Origin of the sequence: Apilactobacillus kunkeei (genome assembly GCF_001421115.1) — a bacterium.
In the GTDB taxonomy this organism is placed as follows: Bacteria; Bacillota; Bacilli; order Lactobacillales; family Lactobacillaceae; genus Apilactobacillus; species Apilactobacillus kunkeei_F.
This window is the reverse complement of record NZ_JXCW01000006.1, coordinates 1-18,660: the sequence shown is the minus strand read 5'-3', so window position 1 is coordinate 18,660 and position 18,660 is coordinate 1. Positions and strand designations below refer to the sequence as shown.

At 38.9% G+C, this 18,660-nt stretch carries 17 protein-coding genes, 1 riboswitch and 1 other annotated feature; of the genes, 12 read left to right on the top strand and 5 right to left on the bottom strand.

The annotated features are described in order from the left end of the window. Window positions 1–232: 232 nt before the first annotated feature. The 8 genes from RZ55_RS05535 to RZ55_RS05500 all read left to right on the top strand — a co-directional run bounded on the left by RZ55_RS05535 (window position 233) and on the right by RZ55_RS05500 (window position 8,866). On the top strand, window positions 233–1,261 hold the full coding sequence (locus tag RZ55_RS05535; RefSeq protein ID WP_241772093.1) for a YibE/F family protein: 1,029 nt from the start codon (window positions 233–235) through the stop codon (window positions 1,259–1,261). Continuing rightward, a complete protein-coding gene (locus RZ55_RS05530) occupies window positions 1,261–2,025 on the top strand; it encodes a YibE/F family protein (RefSeq protein ID WP_057175936.1) in 765 nt (254 codons plus the stop codon). Before RZ55_RS05535 ends, RZ55_RS05530 begins: the two co-directional genes overlap by 1 nt. Window positions 2,026–2,101: 76 nt before the next feature. Further along, the gene (locus RZ55_RS05525; RefSeq protein ID WP_057175935.1) at window positions 2,102–4,030 is read left to right on the top strand and encodes a S9 family peptidase; all 1,929 of its coding nucleotides are present in this window, start codon (window positions 2,102–2,104) and stop codon (window positions 4,028–4,030) included. Window positions 4,031–4,123: 93 nt separating this feature from the next. Further along, a complete protein-coding gene (locus RZ55_RS05520; RefSeq protein WP_034532583.1) occupies window positions 4,124–4,615 on the top strand; it encodes a hypothetical protein in 492 nt (163 codons plus the stop codon). Between the two features lie 130 nt (window positions 4,616–4,745). Next, window positions 4,746–4,980: a binding site (T-box leader), on the top strand. 82 nt (window positions 4,981–5,062) lie between these two features. Beyond that, window positions 5,063–5,887: a MetQ/NlpA family ABC transporter substrate-binding protein gene (locus RZ55_RS05515; protein WP_053792945.1), complete on the top strand. Its 825-nt coding sequence runs from the start codon at window positions 5,063–5,065 to the stop codon at window positions 5,885–5,887. Window positions 5,888–5,921: 34 nt separating this feature from the next. Beyond that, window positions 5,922–6,992 (top strand): methionine ABC transporter ATP-binding protein, encoded by a 1,071-nt coding sequence (locus RZ55_RS05510; RefSeq protein WP_053792944.1) that lies wholly within the window; start codon window positions 5,922–5,924, stop codon window positions 6,990–6,992. A gap of 3 nt (window positions 6,993–6,995) precedes the next feature. Next, entirely contained in the window at window positions 6,996–7,688 is a 693-nt protein-coding gene (locus tag RZ55_RS05505) for a methionine ABC transporter permease (RefSeq protein WP_034532587.1), read from the top strand. Between the two features lie 14 nt (window positions 7,689–7,702). Continuing rightward, the gene (locus tag RZ55_RS05500; protein WP_034532591.1) at window positions 7,703–8,866 is read left to right on the top strand and encodes an ArgE/DapE family deacylase; all 1,164 of its coding nucleotides are present in this window, start codon (window positions 7,703–7,705) and stop codon (window positions 8,864–8,866) included. 39 nt (window positions 8,867–8,905) lie between these two features. Here RZ55_RS05500 and RZ55_RS05495 read toward each other — a convergent pair whose 3' ends face one another. After that, a complete protein-coding gene (locus tag RZ55_RS05495; RefSeq protein WP_053792943.1) occupies window positions 8,906–9,598 on the bottom strand; it encodes a VIT1/CCC1 transporter family protein in 693 nt (230 codons plus the stop codon). A 12-nt stretch (window positions 9,599–9,610) separates the two neighbouring features. Next, the gene (locus RZ55_RS05490) at window positions 9,611–10,294 is read right to left on the bottom strand and encodes a VIT1/CCC1 transporter family protein (RefSeq protein WP_057175934.1); all 684 of its coding nucleotides are present in this window, start codon (window positions 10,292–10,294) and stop codon (window positions 9,611–9,613) included. A 314-nt stretch (window positions 10,295–10,608) separates the two neighbouring features. Between RZ55_RS05490 and RZ55_RS05485 the strand changes: the two genes are divergently transcribed. After that, window positions 10,609–11,784, top strand: coding sequence for an aminotransferase class I/II-fold pyridoxal phosphate-dependent enzyme (locus RZ55_RS05485; RefSeq protein WP_053792941.1), 1,176 nt, complete (start codon window positions 10,609–10,611; stop codon window positions 11,782–11,784). A 13-nt stretch (window positions 11,785–11,797) separates the two neighbouring features. Beyond that, entirely contained in the window at window positions 11,798–13,309 is a 1,512-nt protein-coding gene (gene ppcA / locus RZ55_RS05480; protein WP_034532599.1) for a phosphoenolpyruvate carboxylase, read from the top strand. Between the two features lie 45 nt (window positions 13,310–13,354). On the opposite strand, the gene RZ55_RS05475 is transcribed toward ppcA, so the two are convergent. Then, entirely contained in the window at window positions 13,355–14,761 is a 1,407-nt protein-coding gene (locus RZ55_RS05475; protein ID WP_057175933.1) for an MFS transporter, read from the bottom strand. 60 nt (window positions 14,762–14,821) lie between these two features. Between RZ55_RS05475 and RZ55_RS05470 the strand changes: the two genes are divergently transcribed. Together RZ55_RS05470 and RZ55_RS07195 are read left to right on the top strand one after the other, a co-directional pair. After that, on the top strand, window positions 14,822–15,241 hold the full coding sequence (locus RZ55_RS05470) for a hypothetical protein (protein WP_171823258.1): 420 nt from the start codon (window positions 14,822–14,824) through the stop codon (window positions 15,239–15,241). A 239-nt stretch (window positions 15,242–15,480) separates the two neighbouring features. Beyond that, on the top strand, window positions 15,481–15,780 hold the full coding sequence (locus RZ55_RS07195) for a CHY zinc finger protein (protein ID WP_081034519.1): 300 nt from the start codon (window positions 15,481–15,483) through the stop codon (window positions 15,778–15,780). A 26-nt stretch (window positions 15,781–15,806) separates the two neighbouring features. Here the strand turns inward: RZ55_RS07195 and dapF are convergent, their stop codons facing one another. Then, window positions 15,807–16,778, bottom strand: a complete 972-nt coding sequence (gene dapF / locus RZ55_RS05465; RefSeq protein WP_057175931.1) for a diaminopimelate epimerase — start codon at window positions 16,776–16,778, stop codon at window positions 15,807–15,809. A gap of 4 nt (window positions 16,779–16,782) precedes the next feature. After that, window positions 16,783–18,150 (bottom strand): aspartate kinase, encoded by a 1,368-nt coding sequence (locus RZ55_RS05460; protein ID WP_057175930.1) that lies wholly within the window; start codon window positions 18,148–18,150, stop codon window positions 16,783–16,785. 178 nt (window positions 18,151–18,328) lie between these two features. Further along, a riboswitch (Lysine riboswitch) is annotated at window positions 18,329–18,513 on the top strand. Window positions 18,514–18,660: the final 147 nt, after the last annotated feature.

Sequence of the window (18,660 nt, the reverse complement as noted above, 5' to 3'; positions counted from 1 at the left end):
TTATGTGTCAAATAAGTTACATGCGTAAAATGCCGATTTGCCGGCTTTAAACGGCATAAGCTTGCATGATGGAGCCATTTAAGATTTATTTAATTAAAGTGTGTTAAAATGACTTAAATTGGAATTTTTAGGTTCAAAATTTGATAATTAAGAAGGAATGATTTTGGGTAATTTATTGAAAAAATTTCCCATCAAAATGGTGGGGATTTTTGCATTAATTGGGGTAATTTTAATGTTTTTTGTTAGTCATGATGACTTTTTATATACGCAACCAATTATGCAGATTCAAAAAGTAGAAGAACTTAGCAAGACTAAGGAGGTCGATACTTTTCAAAACGTTGATCACAGTTATGTACAAAAATTAAGTGGGGTAATCACCAATGGTAAACATAAGGGTGAACACATCACGTTAAACAATACATATACAGACTCTAAGGCGATGGATAAGAAGTACAAAGTCGGCCAAAAAGCCTTTGTGGTCTTACACGGACAGGGTGAAAGCACAATTAAAGACGCCAAACGAGACACGCCAGTCGTCTTTTTAATTTATCTAGCAATCGCCTTAATGTTTGTCTTCCTTAAAATGGCGGGGATTACTGCCATTGGAAGTATCATCATTAATACCATCTTATTCATGGTGGCACTATACTTTGACGGTTTTAATAACGGGTCAAATGTTTTATGGATTTTCTCCATATTAGCTGTGTTGTTTTCGGCTATAACCCTTTGGTTGGTAATTGGCTGGAATCGTCAAATGTTTGTGACTTTAGGATCAACTGTCGCATGTACCTTTTTGTCGATTCTAATCAGTTTGATTGTCTTTAGATTCACGCACGAGAAGGGAATTTTCTACGAATCAATGCAATATGTCACTCAGCCACCACGTCCGTTGTTCCTAGCTGAAACCATTATTGGTTCTCTAGGGGCTGTGATGGATGAATCAACCGATATTATTTCTTCATTGTTTGCGTTGAAAATGGAACGTCCTGACGTCTCAAGAAAACAACTATTCTTGTCAGGTCGAAACATTGGTAAGTCCATCATGGGACCACTAATTAACGTCTTATTCTTCATCTTTATGGGTGAAACTTTGTCGATGACACTTCTATTCCTAAAGAACGGAAATAGTTGGGGATATTCATTTTCAATGAACATGTCATTGGGGATGGTGCAAAGTCTAATCAGTGGGATTGGAATTGTGCTTGCAGTTCCGGTTGCCAGTGGATTAACCAGTTTTTTTGCAGAAAAGAGGCGTAAATAATGAGTGCAATTATCGTTTTAGGCCTTGTCCTATTAGTACTAATGGTATTGGTAGGTGGTAAACAAGGTTTTCAATCATTTTTAAGTTTGGTGCTTAACTTTGGCTTCTTATTCTTTGCGATTGTCTTGATGGCATTTCACTTTCCACCAATCGTCGTCACTTTGATTGCCGGAGTGATCTTATTGGCATTGACCATCTTCTTGAGTGGAACCAATGATGAGACCAGTCGACTAGCATTCATCGCTTCCGTATTAGTGCTATTAGCGCTTGTCTTATTGATTGTGCCGGTTGAACACTGGGCACAGGTGCAAGGATTCGGGCTGGAAGATAGTGATGACCTAGAAGGGCTATCTTTACCAATCGGAATTAGTTTTATCGATATCTCGATTTCAACAGCCATCCTAAGTACGTTAGGGGCGATTGCCGAAGCAACGATGGCGATTGCATCCGGTTTGGATGAAATTAAGGAACAGCATCCGGAGATTAAACCAAGCCGTTTGTTCTTCGATGGGGTCTATGTTGGAAAACAAATCATTGGAACAACATTGAATACCTTATTCTTCGGATTGTTTGGTGGATCACTATCATTATTTGTCTGGTTCCACGGCTTATCCTACTCATTGGGGGATATTTTAAACGACAAGGTCTTTGATGCCGAGTTCATCATCATCTTGTTCTCGTTAATCGGTGTTATCATTACGATTCCAATTACATCGTTTGTCATTACTGAGCAATTTAAAAATCAAAAACAAACTAAGTCCTAACATTGTTAGGGCTTTTTTATTGCATTTATGCTGATAAAACTTAATACTAGACTTAAATTGAAAAGAGGCGTTGTTAATGAATAAAAAAATAGAATCAAATGACTTATTTGAATTGAAATCCATTACGCAAGTTACTGCTATTAATGGAAATATTTTCGCTGTTTTAAACCGTGTCGACAAGCAAGAAAATACCTATTTTGCTGATATTATCAGCATTAACAACAAGAACGAAGTAAAGAAATGGACCGATGGTGGTAAGAACGTCAATCCCGTGCAAGTGGGCGATTACCTAGTCTATCTACATAATGGTGATTTAATGAGAATGCCACTATCCGGTGGTAGTGCTGAACAACTTACTAGGGATGCCAAGATATCCAAACTAGTTAGTGGAAAAGATGGCCAAACCGTTTTCTACCAATCATCAGATAGTAAGATACCCGCTAAGTTTGAAACCACCAAGTTCCCAGAAACTAGAAGGGTCCACCGCTTTGATAACCGACATGACGGTATTGGATGGGTTGATGATCAAGCTACTGATACCATCTACCGCTATAACATTAAGATGAACCAAAGAAACGCTGTCTACAGATCCAAGTACGATTTGAGCTTGCAAGATGCGAACGCCAAGCAAAACCGTTTATTGGTAATCAAGCCAACTAACCCAACATTGGAAACTGAATCAGACGAAACTAGGGCGGTCTACGATGTTGATTTAACTAAGGATACCGAAAAACAAGTTACAGCAAGTATCTCCAAGGGTGAATTTAGCTACGCTAGTTATTCTCCTGACGGTCAAAAGATTGCCGTTGTCGGAAACAACGCTAAGTATCCAAACGCAACCGTTAACGAGTTATACATCTATGATGAAGCAAGTGATAAGTTAACCGACGTCACCAAGGACTTCGAGGGTGAAGTGTTCGGCTCAATTACCGCCGACTTCATTCAAAACGAGGGTAGTCACTTAGTTTGGATGTCAGACACTAACTTTGTCTTTAGTGGTGTGACTCACGGCCACAGCGTTGTCTTTGAATACAACGGCCATGACATTACCAAGTTGTTTGAAGGCCACTGTCATGTTGTGGACCTAACCGCCATTGATGGTGAGGTGTACTTCAGTCTTTCAACTCCAACCACCCCAAGTCAATTAGTCCAACTAGTTGACCAACAACTAGACGTGAAGTTTGACCCTAACGCTAACTTCTCAGCACAACACGACTACGCAGACGTAACACCATTTGAAACACCATCCAAAGACGGTAAAACTACTGTTGAGGGATGGGTATTAAAGTACACCGGTAGTTCGAACCATCTTCCAGTGATTCTATACGTCCACGGTGGTCCACAAGCTAACTACGGTGAAAGCTTCTTCCATGAATTCCAAGTGTTAGCCAGTCGTGGTTATGCCGTCGTCTACGTTAACCCACGTGGTTCTACTAGTTACGGTCAAGAATTCGAAACAGGCGTCATTGGTAGATACGGAAAGGAAGACTTTGCAGACGTTCAATCTGGTTTAGATGCTGCCCTAAGTCAATTTGCTGACCTAGATGAACAAAACACATTCATTGCCGGTGGCTCTTATGGTGGATTCATGTCCAGTTGGGCAATTGGTCACACCGACCGTTTCAACGCTGCGATTGTGCAACGTCCTGTATCTGATTGGCACTCATTATATGGAACATCCGACATCGGAGTTCGTTTCATTAGAAAAGAACTTGGCAAGGATCTATACGATGAGGGCGGATTGGAATACTACTGGGACTGTTCACCATTGAAGTATGCCCACAACGTCAAGACACCTACTAGAATTCAACATGGTGAATTCGACATGCGTTGTCCGGTTAACCAAAGTGAAGCGTTATTCACAGCAATTAAGCAAACCGGCACCCCTGTGGATTACATTCGTTATCCACAATCATTCCATGGATTCTCAAGAAACGGTTTACCAAACCTTAGAATCAAACGTCTATCAGACATCTATGAATGGTTTGATAAATATTTAAGATAGTATTAAGAAAAGCTGTTATGGAAACATTCAGCTTTTTTTATTAAATAAAAAATGACATAATAAAGTCATTACATAAAGAAAGCAGGACTGATAATGGATACTGTTATTTATTTAATTTTATTTTTTGTTGTAATCGCACTATTACTATTCGGTGCCTATGAAACACTACCAAAGATTCACAAGTTGAATAAGACCATCAACCAAAAGACACTTGATTCATTTGGCGGAGATAAGAAACAAATCGAAGCATTTAAGTCAGGTGAAAAGAAGTTAAACGTCGTGACTGGTCAATACGTGATCTTAGCAATCGTCGCTACTGCGTTTGTCTTGAGCATCATCTTCCCAGAAATGGCCAACAACTACTTAATCATCGTGTTATTTGTACTAGAAGCAATTTACATCTTCCTAGGATTAAAACTACCTAGCTTAGAAAAGAAACATGGTGAATTCACCGGGGATGTTTTAAAGAAGCGTCTACAAGCCATTCGCCTTACATTTTTCGCATTCATCGGTTTCTTCGTAGCCGTAGATGTGTTAATTTTAATCATCGAATTACTATTTTCTCAGAATGTAAGATTGCTATAAAACACTAAAGGAGCCTTGATTAGGCTCCTTTTTATTTATTAAGAAAATATTAAATTAGAAAATAATGATAAAAATATGTTGCAATATTAGAAAATGGGTGTAATATATAAAACAACTTAACCGATACGAATAAAACAAGATGATCAGGAGAGTAGTTATCCAATGATTGCGCAGAGAGTTCACGTTTGCTGAAAGTGAATGAATCAGAAGATAATGAATATGGCCTGTAATTTGGCATCGCTGATAATTAAGCGATGATGGGGTGGCAACCATTATTAATTGCACGCGTTTATATAGACGTTATTGAGGGTGGGAGTGTAAGCTTCCACTGAATTAGAATGGTACCACGGAACTCCGTTTCTAGATTTAATCTAGGAGCGGAGTTTTTTTGTTGGCTAAGTTAAAAATTCCGTTACATACATTTATATTTTTTAGGAGGTTATTCTTATGAAGAAGAATTACAAGAAATTATTATTGGCTTTTACATTTTTATTGGTATTACCACTAACCCTTTTAGCAAGTTGTGGTAAGGATTCAGGACACACAGTTAAGATTGGTATCATGGGTGGAGACACACGTGTTTGGAAAGCTGTTCAACAACGTGTTAAAAAAGAAGGCGTTGATCTACAACTAGTTCAATTCACTGATTACTCACAACCAAACAATGCTTTAACTAACAAAGAAGTAGACATTAACGCATTCCAAAACTACGCATTCCAAGACAACTGGAACAAAGCTCACCACACTAAGATTGTAGCTATTGGTAAGACTATCTTCTCACCACTAACTCTATACTCCAAGAAGGTTTCAAGCCTAAAAGATCTTAAAGATGGCGCATCAGTTGCTGTTGCTAACGATGTTACTAACGAAGCTCGTGGACTAAAACTACTTGCTAGTGCCGGTCTAATCAAGCTAAAGAACACTGCATTACCAACTCCAAGTGACATTACTGAAAACAAGAAGCACCTAAAGATTGTTCCTCTAGATGCTGCACAAACTCCAAGAGCTTTATCTGACGAAGACGCTGCTGTTGTTAACGGTAACTTCGCCCTAGATTCAAACCTAAGTTCAAAGGACATCCTATTCAAGGAACCTACCAATAAGGCTTCAATCCCATACATCAACATCATCTCAGCTAACAAGAGTGATGCTAACAACAAGTACTACAAGAAGGTTGTAAAAGCTTACCAAACTCAAGCTACTAAGGATCTTCTAAAGAAACTTTACAAGGGTGAAAACATCCCTGCATGGGACATCAACTTCAACAAGTAAGGTTTAGAAACAAAATAGAGGTAGAGGTGAAACTATGGCACAAATTAGTCTAGAGCACATCGATGTCACCTTTAAGCAAAAACACCAAGTTTCAAAGGCGGTACAAGATGTAACGCTACAAATTGAAAAGGGTGACGCTTACGGTATCGTTGGTTATTCAGGGGCTGGTAAGAGTACTCTAGTACGAGTAATTAACCACCTGCAAAAACCAAGTGCCGGAAAAGTGATTATCGATAACAAAGATATTGATAAATTCAGCCATGCGCAAATTCGTCAATTAAGAAAGAACATTGGATTTATTTTCCAACACTTTAACTTAATGAACGCCAGAACAATTGAAGACAACATTCTATACCCAATGGTTGGAACTAAGACTTCAAATGAAGAAAGAAGAAAACGTGTTCAACGTTTGATTAATCTAGTTGGTCTAAATGGGAAGGAAAAGTTCTACCCAGCCCAACTATCTGGTGGACAAAAACAAAGAGTGGCCATTGCCAGAGCTTTGGCAAACAATCCACAAATCTTAATTAGTGATGAAGCAACCAGTGCGTTGGACCCAAAGACCACGCAAGCAATCTTGCAGTTACTAAAGAAGATTAACAAAGAACTAGGCGTTACCATCGTTTTAATTACCCACGAAATGGACGTAGTTAAGTCACTATGTAATAAGGTAGCTGTCATGGATACTGGTAGGGTCGTCGAAAAGGGAAGTATCTTAGAAGTTTTCAGTAACCCTAAGACACAACTAACCAAAGACTTTATCGACACCACCAACAACGTCAAGGAAGCAGTGGAAACACTAAGCGCCCAAGAACGTTTCGTTGAATTATCACGTAACCAACAACTATTCAGATTGCATTACATCGGTGCTTCTACTGAAACACCAATCATCGTTGATTTGTACCAAAAGTTTGGTGCCGTCGCCAACATCGTATATGGAAACATTGAATTTATTTCAAACGTGCCATTAGGTAACTTGATTATCGAAATCGATGCTGAAGAATCAACTATCAAAGAAATCAAAGAATACCTTGCTTCAAAGGATGTTCATTTAACTAACATCAATTTGGATCAAGAAAAAATCAGAAATAGTAAGGAGGGATAGCAGATGAGTTCATTTTTGACACATTACTTACCAAACGTGATGACAATGATTCCGGACTTTGAACAAGCCACAATCGAAACATTGTACATGACATTCGTAACAGCACTAATTGGTGGAATAATCGGTTTGTTTATCGGTGTTTTACTAGTCTTAACTGGACCAGAAGGAATCAGTGAAAATATTCCTTTCTACACAGTTTTAGATAAGATTGTGAACTTCTTCCGTGCCATTCCCTTCATTATTCTATTAGCTGTGATTGCACCATTTACCAGAATTATCGTTGGAACTGCAATCGGTACTACCGCTTGTATCGTTCCGTTGGTAATCGCCGTCATTCCTTTCTACGCTCGACAAGTGCAAAACGCACTTCTAGACGTGGATAGTGGAATTGTTGAATCAGCCCAAGCCATGGGTTCATCAACATGGGGAATCGTCTTTAGAGTATACCTAAAGGAAGGATTACCTAAAATTATCCGTTCATCCGTGGTAACATTAATTAGTCTAATCAGTTTAACTGCAATGGCTGGTACCGTTGCCGGTGGTGGACTTGGTAACCTAGCTGTCATGGTTGGTTACCAAAGATATGAAAATGACGTTACCTTTGTATCATTAATCTTAATTTTGATTTTGGTATTCGTCATTCAAATTATCGGTGATATCTTAGCCAGATTAACTGATCACGAAAACGCAAAATAAGAAGGTAGATACTAATGGAAAAAGAAGAACAATTACAGGTATTAAAGGACCTAGTCGCATTTAATACGGTAGATGCCAATGAAAGAGACATCGCAGATTATTTAAGCCAACTATTTAAAAAGCACGGGATTGCAAGTGAAATTGTGGACCAGTTTGATAATAGAAGTAATCTAGTTGCTCACATTGGTAGTTCTTCGAAAAAGGTTTTGGCCTTTGCTGGTCATGAAGATACCGTTCACGAAAATAACTTGGCTGATTGGACCCACGATCCATTTATTCCATACGTAGAAGACGGCAAAATTTATGGCCGTGGTGTGACTGACATGAAGTCAGGTCTAGCAGCCCAAGTGATTGCTTTGATCGAACTAAAAGAAGAACATGCTGACTTAAACGGTCAACTAAGATTTCTAGCAACCATCTCTGAGGAATTAACCCAGGGTGGGGCCAACTTCCTTTCAAAGCGAGGGGATGTTGACGACGTCGATGCCATCGTGATTGGTGAACCAACCGGTCAAAGACAAAGCAATCAAAATCACCATTATATTGTCTATGCTCACAAGGGAGCACTTATTTACACCGTTAAGAGTGTCGGAAAGGCAGCGCACAGTTCTACTCCAGAATTAGGAATCGATGCGATTGATAACCTTATTAATTATCGCCAGGCAGAAAAGCAATATTTTGCTAAACAAACCGGTGAGGATGATATTTTGGGTAAAACCATCTACACACCTGATATCTTTGAGGGTGGCAAACAGGTTAACTCAATTCCTGACTTTGCCTATCAAAAGGTCATGGTTAGAACCATTCCACAATTAAATAACGATCAAATCATTGCTGATTTGCAAGAATTGGTTGATTCATTTAACCAAAAGGATGGCTATAACCTGGAACTAGAGGTAAACTTCAGTGGTTATCCGGTCAAAAACGAAGCCGATTCACCAATTGTCAACGCTGCTCAATCTGCCAGTGAAGAAATTCTGGGTGGAAAACTTGATTTGAAGACCTTATCAATGGGAACCGATGCTTCTCAATTTAAGGAACGCAATCAAGACGTGGATGTTATCATCCTAGGACCGGGAAATGACACTGCGCATCAAACGGATGAATACGTTGATTTAGAATCATTTTATTCATTCATACGTCTATATAAACAAATTGCAATTAACTATTTAAAGTAAATAAAAAAGCCTAAGCAAAAGTGCTTAGGCTTTTTTGTTTTAGAATTCGTTCATTAATTTCCCCATGGTATAGTGAATGATCATGGTTAGAATTCCGATGATGATGTTTCGAATTACTGCGACTTTGACTTTACCGTCACCCAGTTTGGCACTCATAAACCCAGTTAGACCAACTGATACGATAACGGCTAGAATAGTGGCTGGCCAACGGTAAATTCCACTGGTTAGACTCATTGCAAGAAGTGGGAATAATCCACCTAATGCGGCTGAGAATAGGGATGAGAATGCTGCTGACCACGGATTCATGTAGTGGTTTAATTCGATGTTGTACTTGATACTAACCATTGTTTCCAATGGCTTCTTAGCAATCAATTCATCGGCAATTTCTTTGGCGGTTTCTTCGGTAATTCCACGACTCATGTAGAATTCTTGAACAATCTTCTTTTCACCTGCTAGGTCGTTTTTTAATAGGTAACGTTCCTTTTCTACCGATGAGCTTTCGGCGTCACGTTGTGAACTCACGGATGCATATTCACCGGATGCCATTGAGAAGGCACAGGCTAGTAGGTCAGATAGACCGGCGATAAAGATTGTGAAGATGTTTGGTGTGGCCACGGCAACTGAGAACAAGACACCAACGACGGTAAGAATTCCATCGTTAGATCCCAATACCCCAGCTCTTAGGGTGTTTAGTCTTTCGTCCATTGTGGCAGTTTGTTTTTTCTTTTCCATTGTTATTCCTCCCTAGGCTAGACTTCCGACTAGCAAACCAATTAGATAGGTTACTAGCATGGTTAACATTCCGGATGCGACGTTTCTTAATGTTGATTTCAAACGGTTGGCGTTACTCAACATTGCTGCAGCATATCCGGTCAGCGATAGGGCGATTAGGACAGCAATAAATGTTGCTACTACCTTAATGTTAGCAGGGAAGAGGGAGATAGCGACTAGCGGTAGGATGGATCCTGTCGGAAATGAAATCATTGACGCGATTGCAGCCGCATAAGGACTGGTGAATTGGTTGACGTTGAAACCGTATTTTTCACGAACGGTTGTCACTAATGCGTCTTTGTTCATCATTTCGGTAGTGGCTTTGTTGGCCAGTTCGTCTGAAATACCACTATTCATGTACTTTTCTTTGACGATGTTGAATTCTGTTTGATAATTGTCTCTTAATGCGACCTTTTGTTTTTCAACGGCGTTCTTTTGAGAATCACTTTCAGAGTTGACGGAGACATATTCTCCCATGGCCATTGAAACGGTTCCGGCGATCATGCCGGCAATCCCTGAAATGAAAATTGAGAAGGTGTTGCTAGTGGCACCGGCAACACCGATAACGATACCGGCAACCGATAGAATTCCGTCGTTAGAACCCATTACACCGGCACGAATGATATTAATACGTTGTGCTAAAGTTTGTTTTTTCATATTGAAGGCCCTTTCTAGATTAGAATGGTTATTAACTAGTAATAATTATAATTCACTTCTTTCATAAAGTAAACCCTTCATTTTTAAGGTACTACCGAACAATTATTTTTTCAATAACTAACAAAATATTTATCGAAAATATTGATATATCAATATTTTATACGATCTATAAAATTAGAAAATGATTAAAAATTATATTGTAATTTTAATGAAGTTATATTATAGTATTTAACAATATGATGCTCATTGAAAATTGGACTAATTGATTAGAAACAATCAATTGGTCCTTTTTTGCATATTTAGGAGGAATTGTAATGCCCAACTTATCATCATCACTTGTTGGTAGACATAACCAACGATTGAATGCATTAGCTCCATCAGGAATTAGAAGCTTTGATAAAAAGATTTCTTCCATTGATGGTTTAATTAAATTGACAATTGGAGAACCAGATTTGGATACTCCAGAACACGTTAAACAAGCAGGAATCGATAGCATTAAGAATAACGATTCCCATTATGCTGATCAAACTGGTAAAAAAGAATTGCGAGATGCAATCTCCAATCATTTATCAAATAAGTACGATTTAAAATACGATGCTGATAGTGAAGTGATTGTGACAGTTGGTGCCACAGAAGCCCTATACTCAACATTCCAAACAATTATTAACAAGGGAGATAAGGTAATCGTTCCAACACCTACTTTTGCTTTATACTTCCCAATCATCGAAATCCTTGGTGGAGAAGTCATTAAGGTCGATGTATCTGAAGACGACTTCATCTTAAAACCAGAAAAATTAAAGGCCATCCTAGACGAATACGGTGACTCAGTGAAGGCCTTATTATTGAACTATCCAAGTAATCCGACCGGAGTTGAATATTCCAAAGAAGACTTAGCCGGACTAGCAGAAGTAATTAAACAACATTCGATGTATGTTTTATCAGATGAAATCTATAGCGACTTAACATATGGAGTAGATCACTACTCAATTGCCAACATGTTACCTGAACAAACAATTTATCTAAGTGGTTTATCAAAATCACATGCGATGACAGGTTATCGAGTTGGATACATCTGTGGACCAGCCGAATTCATTAAGAAGGTTGGAATGGTTCACGCGTTCGTAGTTACATCAGTTACAAATTCTGCCCAAGTTGCGGCGGCTGAAGCATTAGCCAACGGTGAAAACGATCCGATTGAAATGGCTAAAATTTACCAAGAAAGACGAGATATCCTATACAAAGGTTTGACTGAATTAGGTTTCTCAATGCCAGAACCAAAGGGGGCATTCTACATGTTCGCAAAGATTCCAGCACAATACGGTAAAGACGATGAAAGCTTTGCACTAGAATTAGCCAAGAAGGCTAAGATTGGTGTTATTCCAGGTAGCGCATTTGGACCTGGTGGAGAAGGTTACATCAGATTTTCATATGCTTCATCTAAAGAAGTTATTTTAGAAGCGCTAAAACGATTACAAATTTTTATGAAATAAAGGGGTAATTAACATGGACAGAAGAATTCCAAACATCATGGGGACTCAACACCCGGACAACGCTAACGTTCCGTTTTTTAAGAACGATAACGACAAGTTCGTGTCCGCATTCAATGAAATTAACGAAGCGTATCAAAACTATTCCACATTAGATGCAGATGAATATATGTGGGATTGGGAAGGAAAACATGCTGACTCTTCCGTAATTGATCGTTTGTATTCTGAACATTACGATTACTTCAGTAAACATCCACTTGGCAACGACAAGTTTTTAACTTTCCGTTTACCAAACATCTGGGAAGAAACTGGGTACAGCTTAATGCAAGCTATGACTACTATCTTATTAGCTGAAGATTTTGCTCAAGACTTAGGTTTCAAAGACCGTCCATTGTTCGAAGCAATCTTGCCAATGGCTAGAACCGCTGAGCAATTGGTTAACATGGAAGAAAAATTCTCAAGTTTAGCTCACTTCAAATCAAAAGAATTTGAAAATGGTCATGAAAACAACGACCGCTTAAGAATGATTCCATTATTCGAAAGTTTTGAAGCTCAATTCAATGCTCCAGATATTTTGAAGAAATACGTAGAAATCTATAAAGACGAATTTGGTGAAGACTTAACATACCTACGTGTGTTCTTAGCCGGATCAGATTCAGCTTTATCAAATGGTTTCTTAAACAGTATCATTGGTAACAAGTTAGCCCTAACTAAGTTAGGTGAATTCGAAAACGAAACAGGTATCGATGTATACCCAATCGCAGGTACTGGTAGTGCCATCTTTAGAGGGGGACTATCTCCACTAATGGTCGACAGATACCTAGAAGAATTCCCAGGTCTAAAGACTGCTACCATCCAATCAGCATTCAGATATGACTTTGACTTAGAAACTGTTGTTAAACCAGCTGTAGCTAAGTTACGTGATGGACTACAACACAATGCCTTTAGAATCATCAACGATGATGACCAAAAGACATTGTTATCAGTCGCTGACAAAGCGGCAAAACAATACCATGAAACTCTAGATCCACTAATCAACGACTTACAATCAGTCTTTGATTCATTCCCTAAGCGTCGTGATAGACACCAACACGTTGGTATCATCGGATACTCTAGAGATGTTGATGGATACAAGATGCCAAGAGCCATCACATTCACTGGTTCACTATACTCAGTTGGGGTTCCACCTGAAGTATTAGGTACTGGTCGTGTGTTAAGCCAATTAACTGATGATGAAATCAGAGCATTGAAGCAATACTATCCAAACATGAAGCATGACTTTGCCCATGTCTTGAAGTACTATAGTGCAGATGCCTTAGATTCATTAATCGAAAAGAATGCTGCATGGAAGGGTGTTAAAGAAGACATCCAAGCCATCGAAGACGCATTCGACATTAAGGCTGGCCCTACTAACGAAGAAGAAAAAGAACACGCTAAGTTAGCAAACGATTTAGTTCGTATTGATGACCAAGAAGTTCGTGAAATCTTAATTGAAAAGATGGGACGTCTAAGACATTTCTTAGGTTAATTCCAAACAAAAAAAGCTAGTGAGATTTACTCACTAGCTTTTTTGTTATGCGTATTTATTTTGATGGTGTTTTAATAGCCAGATTAACATGACAGTAACGATTAACATGATTATTGCTGCTACCCAGTAGGTGAAATGCATTCCATAAACGAATAGCGAATCGTTACCAAATGGGTAGGTGGTAATCTTTTTACCGTTCTTAAAGCTCATTGCGCCATATAGGATGGATGTCGAGATTGATAATCCAAGGGTAAAACCGATGTTTCGACTTAATGCAAGGATGGATCCAGCAATCCCTTGTTGATCCTTGGCGGCGTTTTCCATCACCATTGGATTGTTTTGGAATAAACCATTGGCAGTGGAGAAGACCACGAATCCTAATAGCATGACCATTAGTGTCCAGCTTGGTTGCATGATGGCAAAGATAACTTCGGCAGCTACGAAAATAAGTGATGCGCGTAGTGACATAATCACGGCACCGTACTTATCACATAGCACACCACCCAAGTAGGCAGTAAAGACGTTTACCACCGGTAGGACACTCATTAGTAGTCCGGTGTGTGATGGTGAGAACTTCAAGGTGTCTTGGATGTAGAAAGGAAGCAAGACGTTGTTGAAGTAGATAATGATGTACATGAACATCAAAGCAATGATACTGATTGAAAAACCGGGGTTCTTAAATAGGCTCAGTGCTAATATTGGGTCGTCGACTCGACGTTCTACCATAATAAATGCGATTAGTAGAACTAGGCTAGCGGTAAATGCCAAAATAACGCTGGTATTAGCGAAGCCAATTTGTTGACCAGTAAATATACCAATAAAGAATGAACCGATTAAGACGGCCAAAATAATGAAACCTGGCCAATCAATATGAATGGCTTGGCGTTCCTTAGTTGATTTCTTTTGATAGACGAATTCACCAAAGACATAGGCGAAGATGCCGATTGGCACGTTGAATAGGAAAATCCAGTTCCAATTGGCGATGGAAAGAATAATTCCGGCAACGGCAGGACCTGCAATGTAACCTAGTTGACCGATGGTGGTGTTGATTCCTAACGCACGACCACGAAGGTTAAACGGTACCGATTCGGTGATGATTCCAAGGTTGGTAGCCATGGTCATGGAAGCACCTAGCCCTTGTAGACAACGAGCAATCAATAAGACGATTAAGTTTTCAGAAAGTCCACAGATTAGTGAACTGATGGTAAAGATTAAAGTTCCAAGTTGAAATATTTTCGCCTTGCTGATTTGATCCCCTAGTTTACCGAATAGAATTAGGGACATACAGATTAGAATTAAGTAGGCCGAAGATATCCATTCTGCTTGGTTCATTGGAATATGTAGGTCTTTAGATATCTGCGGTAAAGCGGTATTTACGATACTCATGTCAACGGTTCCTAGAAAGGAAACTAATGCCACTGACAGGATGATGAAAAACTGTTTGCGATTCATATGTACACTTCCTTTAATTGATAATATTAATTGTATCAGATGAGCGACAAAAGAAAAATTATGGAGTATAGTATCTTAAATGATAAAAAAGAAGGTGTCGCCATGGACATAGTCACAAACGATGAATATATCGGAGATAGCCGATTAGCTGAATGGTACTTCAAATCCAGGGATGGATATGAGTTAGACAGCTTTTCATTAGGTTATTTTTTAAAGGACTTAGGTGATTTTGTTGTTGTGAAAACCATCGATTTGAACGGTGCGTTGGACACAGTGACAGCATTTTTGAAAAGTGACATTTTAGAAATAAGGTATGAAACGGCCTATACCGACATGCTGAATTCCTATATTGAACAGAATATGGAAAGTAATTTATACGATCCCTATCATTTAATGAACCAGTGGGATACATTTAACGCTAACACAATCCAACAGGTCTTATTGAACTGCTTTGAAGCCGAGAAGGTGATTAGTGTTTGAATTCTAGAGGGCGAATACGTCGAGCATGGTAAGATTGTCTTATTAACCGACAACGTCATGACACTTAATGAATCCGAGTACCTCGCTGATTTAAACGAGCACGAAAACTGCAACACGACAATTAGGATTAATAAGACCACCGAGATTAATTTTTTGAGTAAGAACAATCATTTATACGAGCAGTATTTGTTGAAAAAACCAGAATCAAATAATAAATAAACAGAAATCGAGATGATTCGATGATTTACGGAATTCAATTAGATAGTGATGGTCGTTGCATTCACTACCATCAGCCTCACGACATTGCGTCCATGGAATGTGGTGAGTGTCACCAATACTTTGCGTGTTATCAATGCCATAATTTAGTGGTTGATCACGACTTTTTGCCAATTAGTACCAAGGACACTAAACCGGTCATGTGTGGCCGTTGTAAACACAAGCTAACCTTTCAACAATACCAAGATAAGGTTTGTCCATATTGTTTCGCGCAATTCAATCCGAAGTGTGAACTGCATGAACATTTATACTTTAAAGACTAAAAAAGACTAGCGTTAGCTAGTCTTTTTTATTGCTTAATGGTATCGATGAAAGCTAGGTAATCAGCTTCTTCACCGGATTCTTTTAAGTTGTTTTGAATTGCTTGAGATAATAAATCGACTTCGTCTGCTTCAATGTAACCAACGAATGTCGCGTTACCCATTAGTTGAATCCAACGGTTGTCGGGTTCGGTATGGACTTTAGTTTGAACCTTACCACCGGGATTGAAGACGTCGATTGGTTCGTTAACGTCGACTAATTCAGGGTAGTTCATCGCAAACGCCATTGAAGTAGCAGACATTCCGGTTCCACAGGCGTTAGTGAAACCAACTCCACGTTCGAAGGTTCTAACGAAGATCTTGTTCTTACCTAAAATCTTGGCGAAGTTTACGTTGACGCCGTCTGGATAGTAGTCGTTTGGTTGGTTTAGATAAGTTCCTAAATTGAATAGGGGTTCTTCTAAATCGTTATCGTCTTCGACAAAACTAATTAGGTGTGGATTAGGAACAGCCATTGAAGTGAACTTTAGATGGTCACTAAATTCCGGAATTTCTTCGTTAATAATTTGGTCAAAATCTAAATTGGTATAGGGTAAATCTGCGGGTGCAAATTTAACTGGGGCGATTTGAACTCCAACCCATGAAACGCCCTTTGCAATGTCGTCAAAGACATGGACGTTTAAATCTGCTTGCATGGTTTGCACCTTGAAATCAGTTTGGTTGAATTTTTCGGCTAGGTAACGACCGACACAACGAAGTCCGTTACCACACATTGAAGCAACGCTTCCATCTGAATTAAAGACCTTCATTTGACCGATGCATTCAGCATGGTCTGAGTGATCAACGACTAACAAACCATCTGAGTATGGTAACACGTCGCTTTGTGCTAGCTTTTGGGCTAGATGACTGAATTGAGTGTCATCCAATGGATCCTTTAGTTCATCGACATCCAATAAGAAGAAATGGTTCTCTGAACCGTGTACATAGTGTAACTTTGTCATAATATTAATCCTCCTTGAAGAATTGGTTGTAGATGCTTACAACAGCCTCATCTGTGTATTCTTGGTCTATTCCAATCATAATCGCAATCTTGGAAGCACCTTGGTTAATCATGTTAATTGGAATTTTCTTTTCAGCTAATGGCTTGATGATTTGGCTGATTGAACCGACTGATACGGCCATGTTTTCACCAACGACCATGATTAAAGCATAGTTGTGAATCCATTCTAGTTTGTCAGGATGGATGGCTTCTGAAATTTCCTTACATAGGGCATGAATGGTGTCATCAGAAGCTTGGTTTCTATCGAAAATGATGGTCAAATCATCGATACCTGATGGCATGTGTTCATATGAAATACCGTACTTCTTGAAAATTGAAAGGATGGTTAAAGTAGCACCAATTTGCTTGTTCAATAGGTATGAGTGAAGGTATAAAGCTGAGAAACGATCATCGGCGGAAATCCCGGTGATGACGTGTGAATGCTTTACCTCGTCTTCTGGAACAATCAGTGTTCCGGCGTCATCTGGACGATTAGTGTTCTTAACGTTGATGGTTACGTGACCCTTGATGGCTGGGATGATTGCTTCGTCATTAAAGACTGAAAAACCTGCGTAGGCCAATTCACGCATTTCACGATAACTCATCTTAGTAATTGGGTATGGGTTATCCACTAGGTGGGGGTTAATCGCAAAGATGGAACTAACGTCGGTGAAGTTTTCGTATATATCAATATGTAAACCGGTAGCGACAATTGAACCAGTGATGTCTGAACCACCACGAGCGAACGTAGCGATATTTCCTTCCTTGGTGTATCCAAAGAAACCAGGGAAAACTAATTTTTCATCGTCAGAATATTCGAAGTTTTCTAAATTGGTATAGGTCTCATCAAGGAGGTTAGCTGCGTTTGGATTAATGTCGTCTAAAACGATTCCAGCTTCCTTAGGATCGACGAAACGAGCTTTCATTCCACGACTGTTTAATACCGCTGCCATCAACTTAGCGTTCATTCTTTCACCATTGGCCTTGAATGCGGCCATTAGGTATTCGTTGTCTTTGTAATCGTTCTTTGCTAGGTTGGTAAATGTATCCTTGATGCCGGCAAATTCACTTTCATCAACGTCGTAGGCGTTCGCAATTTCAGCGTAACGACTAATGATTTCATCTAGAGTAGCTTGATAATCCTCTTTGTTGATTACTTGGGTTGCGTATTGAATTAATAGATCTGTGATTTTGACATCATCATCAAAGCGTTTACCAGGAGCGGAAACGACAACGACTTTACGTTGTTCATCTTCTGAAATGATGTTTATAACCTTGGCGTACTGTTCGCTATTGGCTAGTGAACTTCCACCAAATTTTACTAACTTGGACATGTAAATCAACTCGCAATCTTAAATTATTGATTTGTATTTTAACATTAAAAAACAATTAGACAAGTTATCATTTTTGAAAGATAAACGAATTTTAAGTCGCTTATATGGTAATAAAAAATTTTAAAAAATTTATTTAAAAAACTTCTTGACGTAATACAACTATTAGAATATAGTTAAAAGTAATCGAAGAGGTCGCAAGCGAGATTAGTAGATAAAGTCAGTCACTGCAATGACTATGAGCTTTATTGAAAGGTGAACTTGCCGAAGTTAATGATTTTTTGCAGAGATCATTTTCTGGGACGTGTGTGAAGAATGCACGGACTGTCACAAGAAAATATGTCTTGTGGAGCGCTTTCGACAATTGAATCCTAAAATTAGAAATTGATTAATAAAAATTTTAAAGGTTCTTTTGGATAGTGTGCCCACTCATCCAAAAGAACCTTTTTTTTTTTTTTTTCAATCTGTCGAGTTTAAAACGACCTAAAAATCATTCGATTAGAAAGGCTGTTT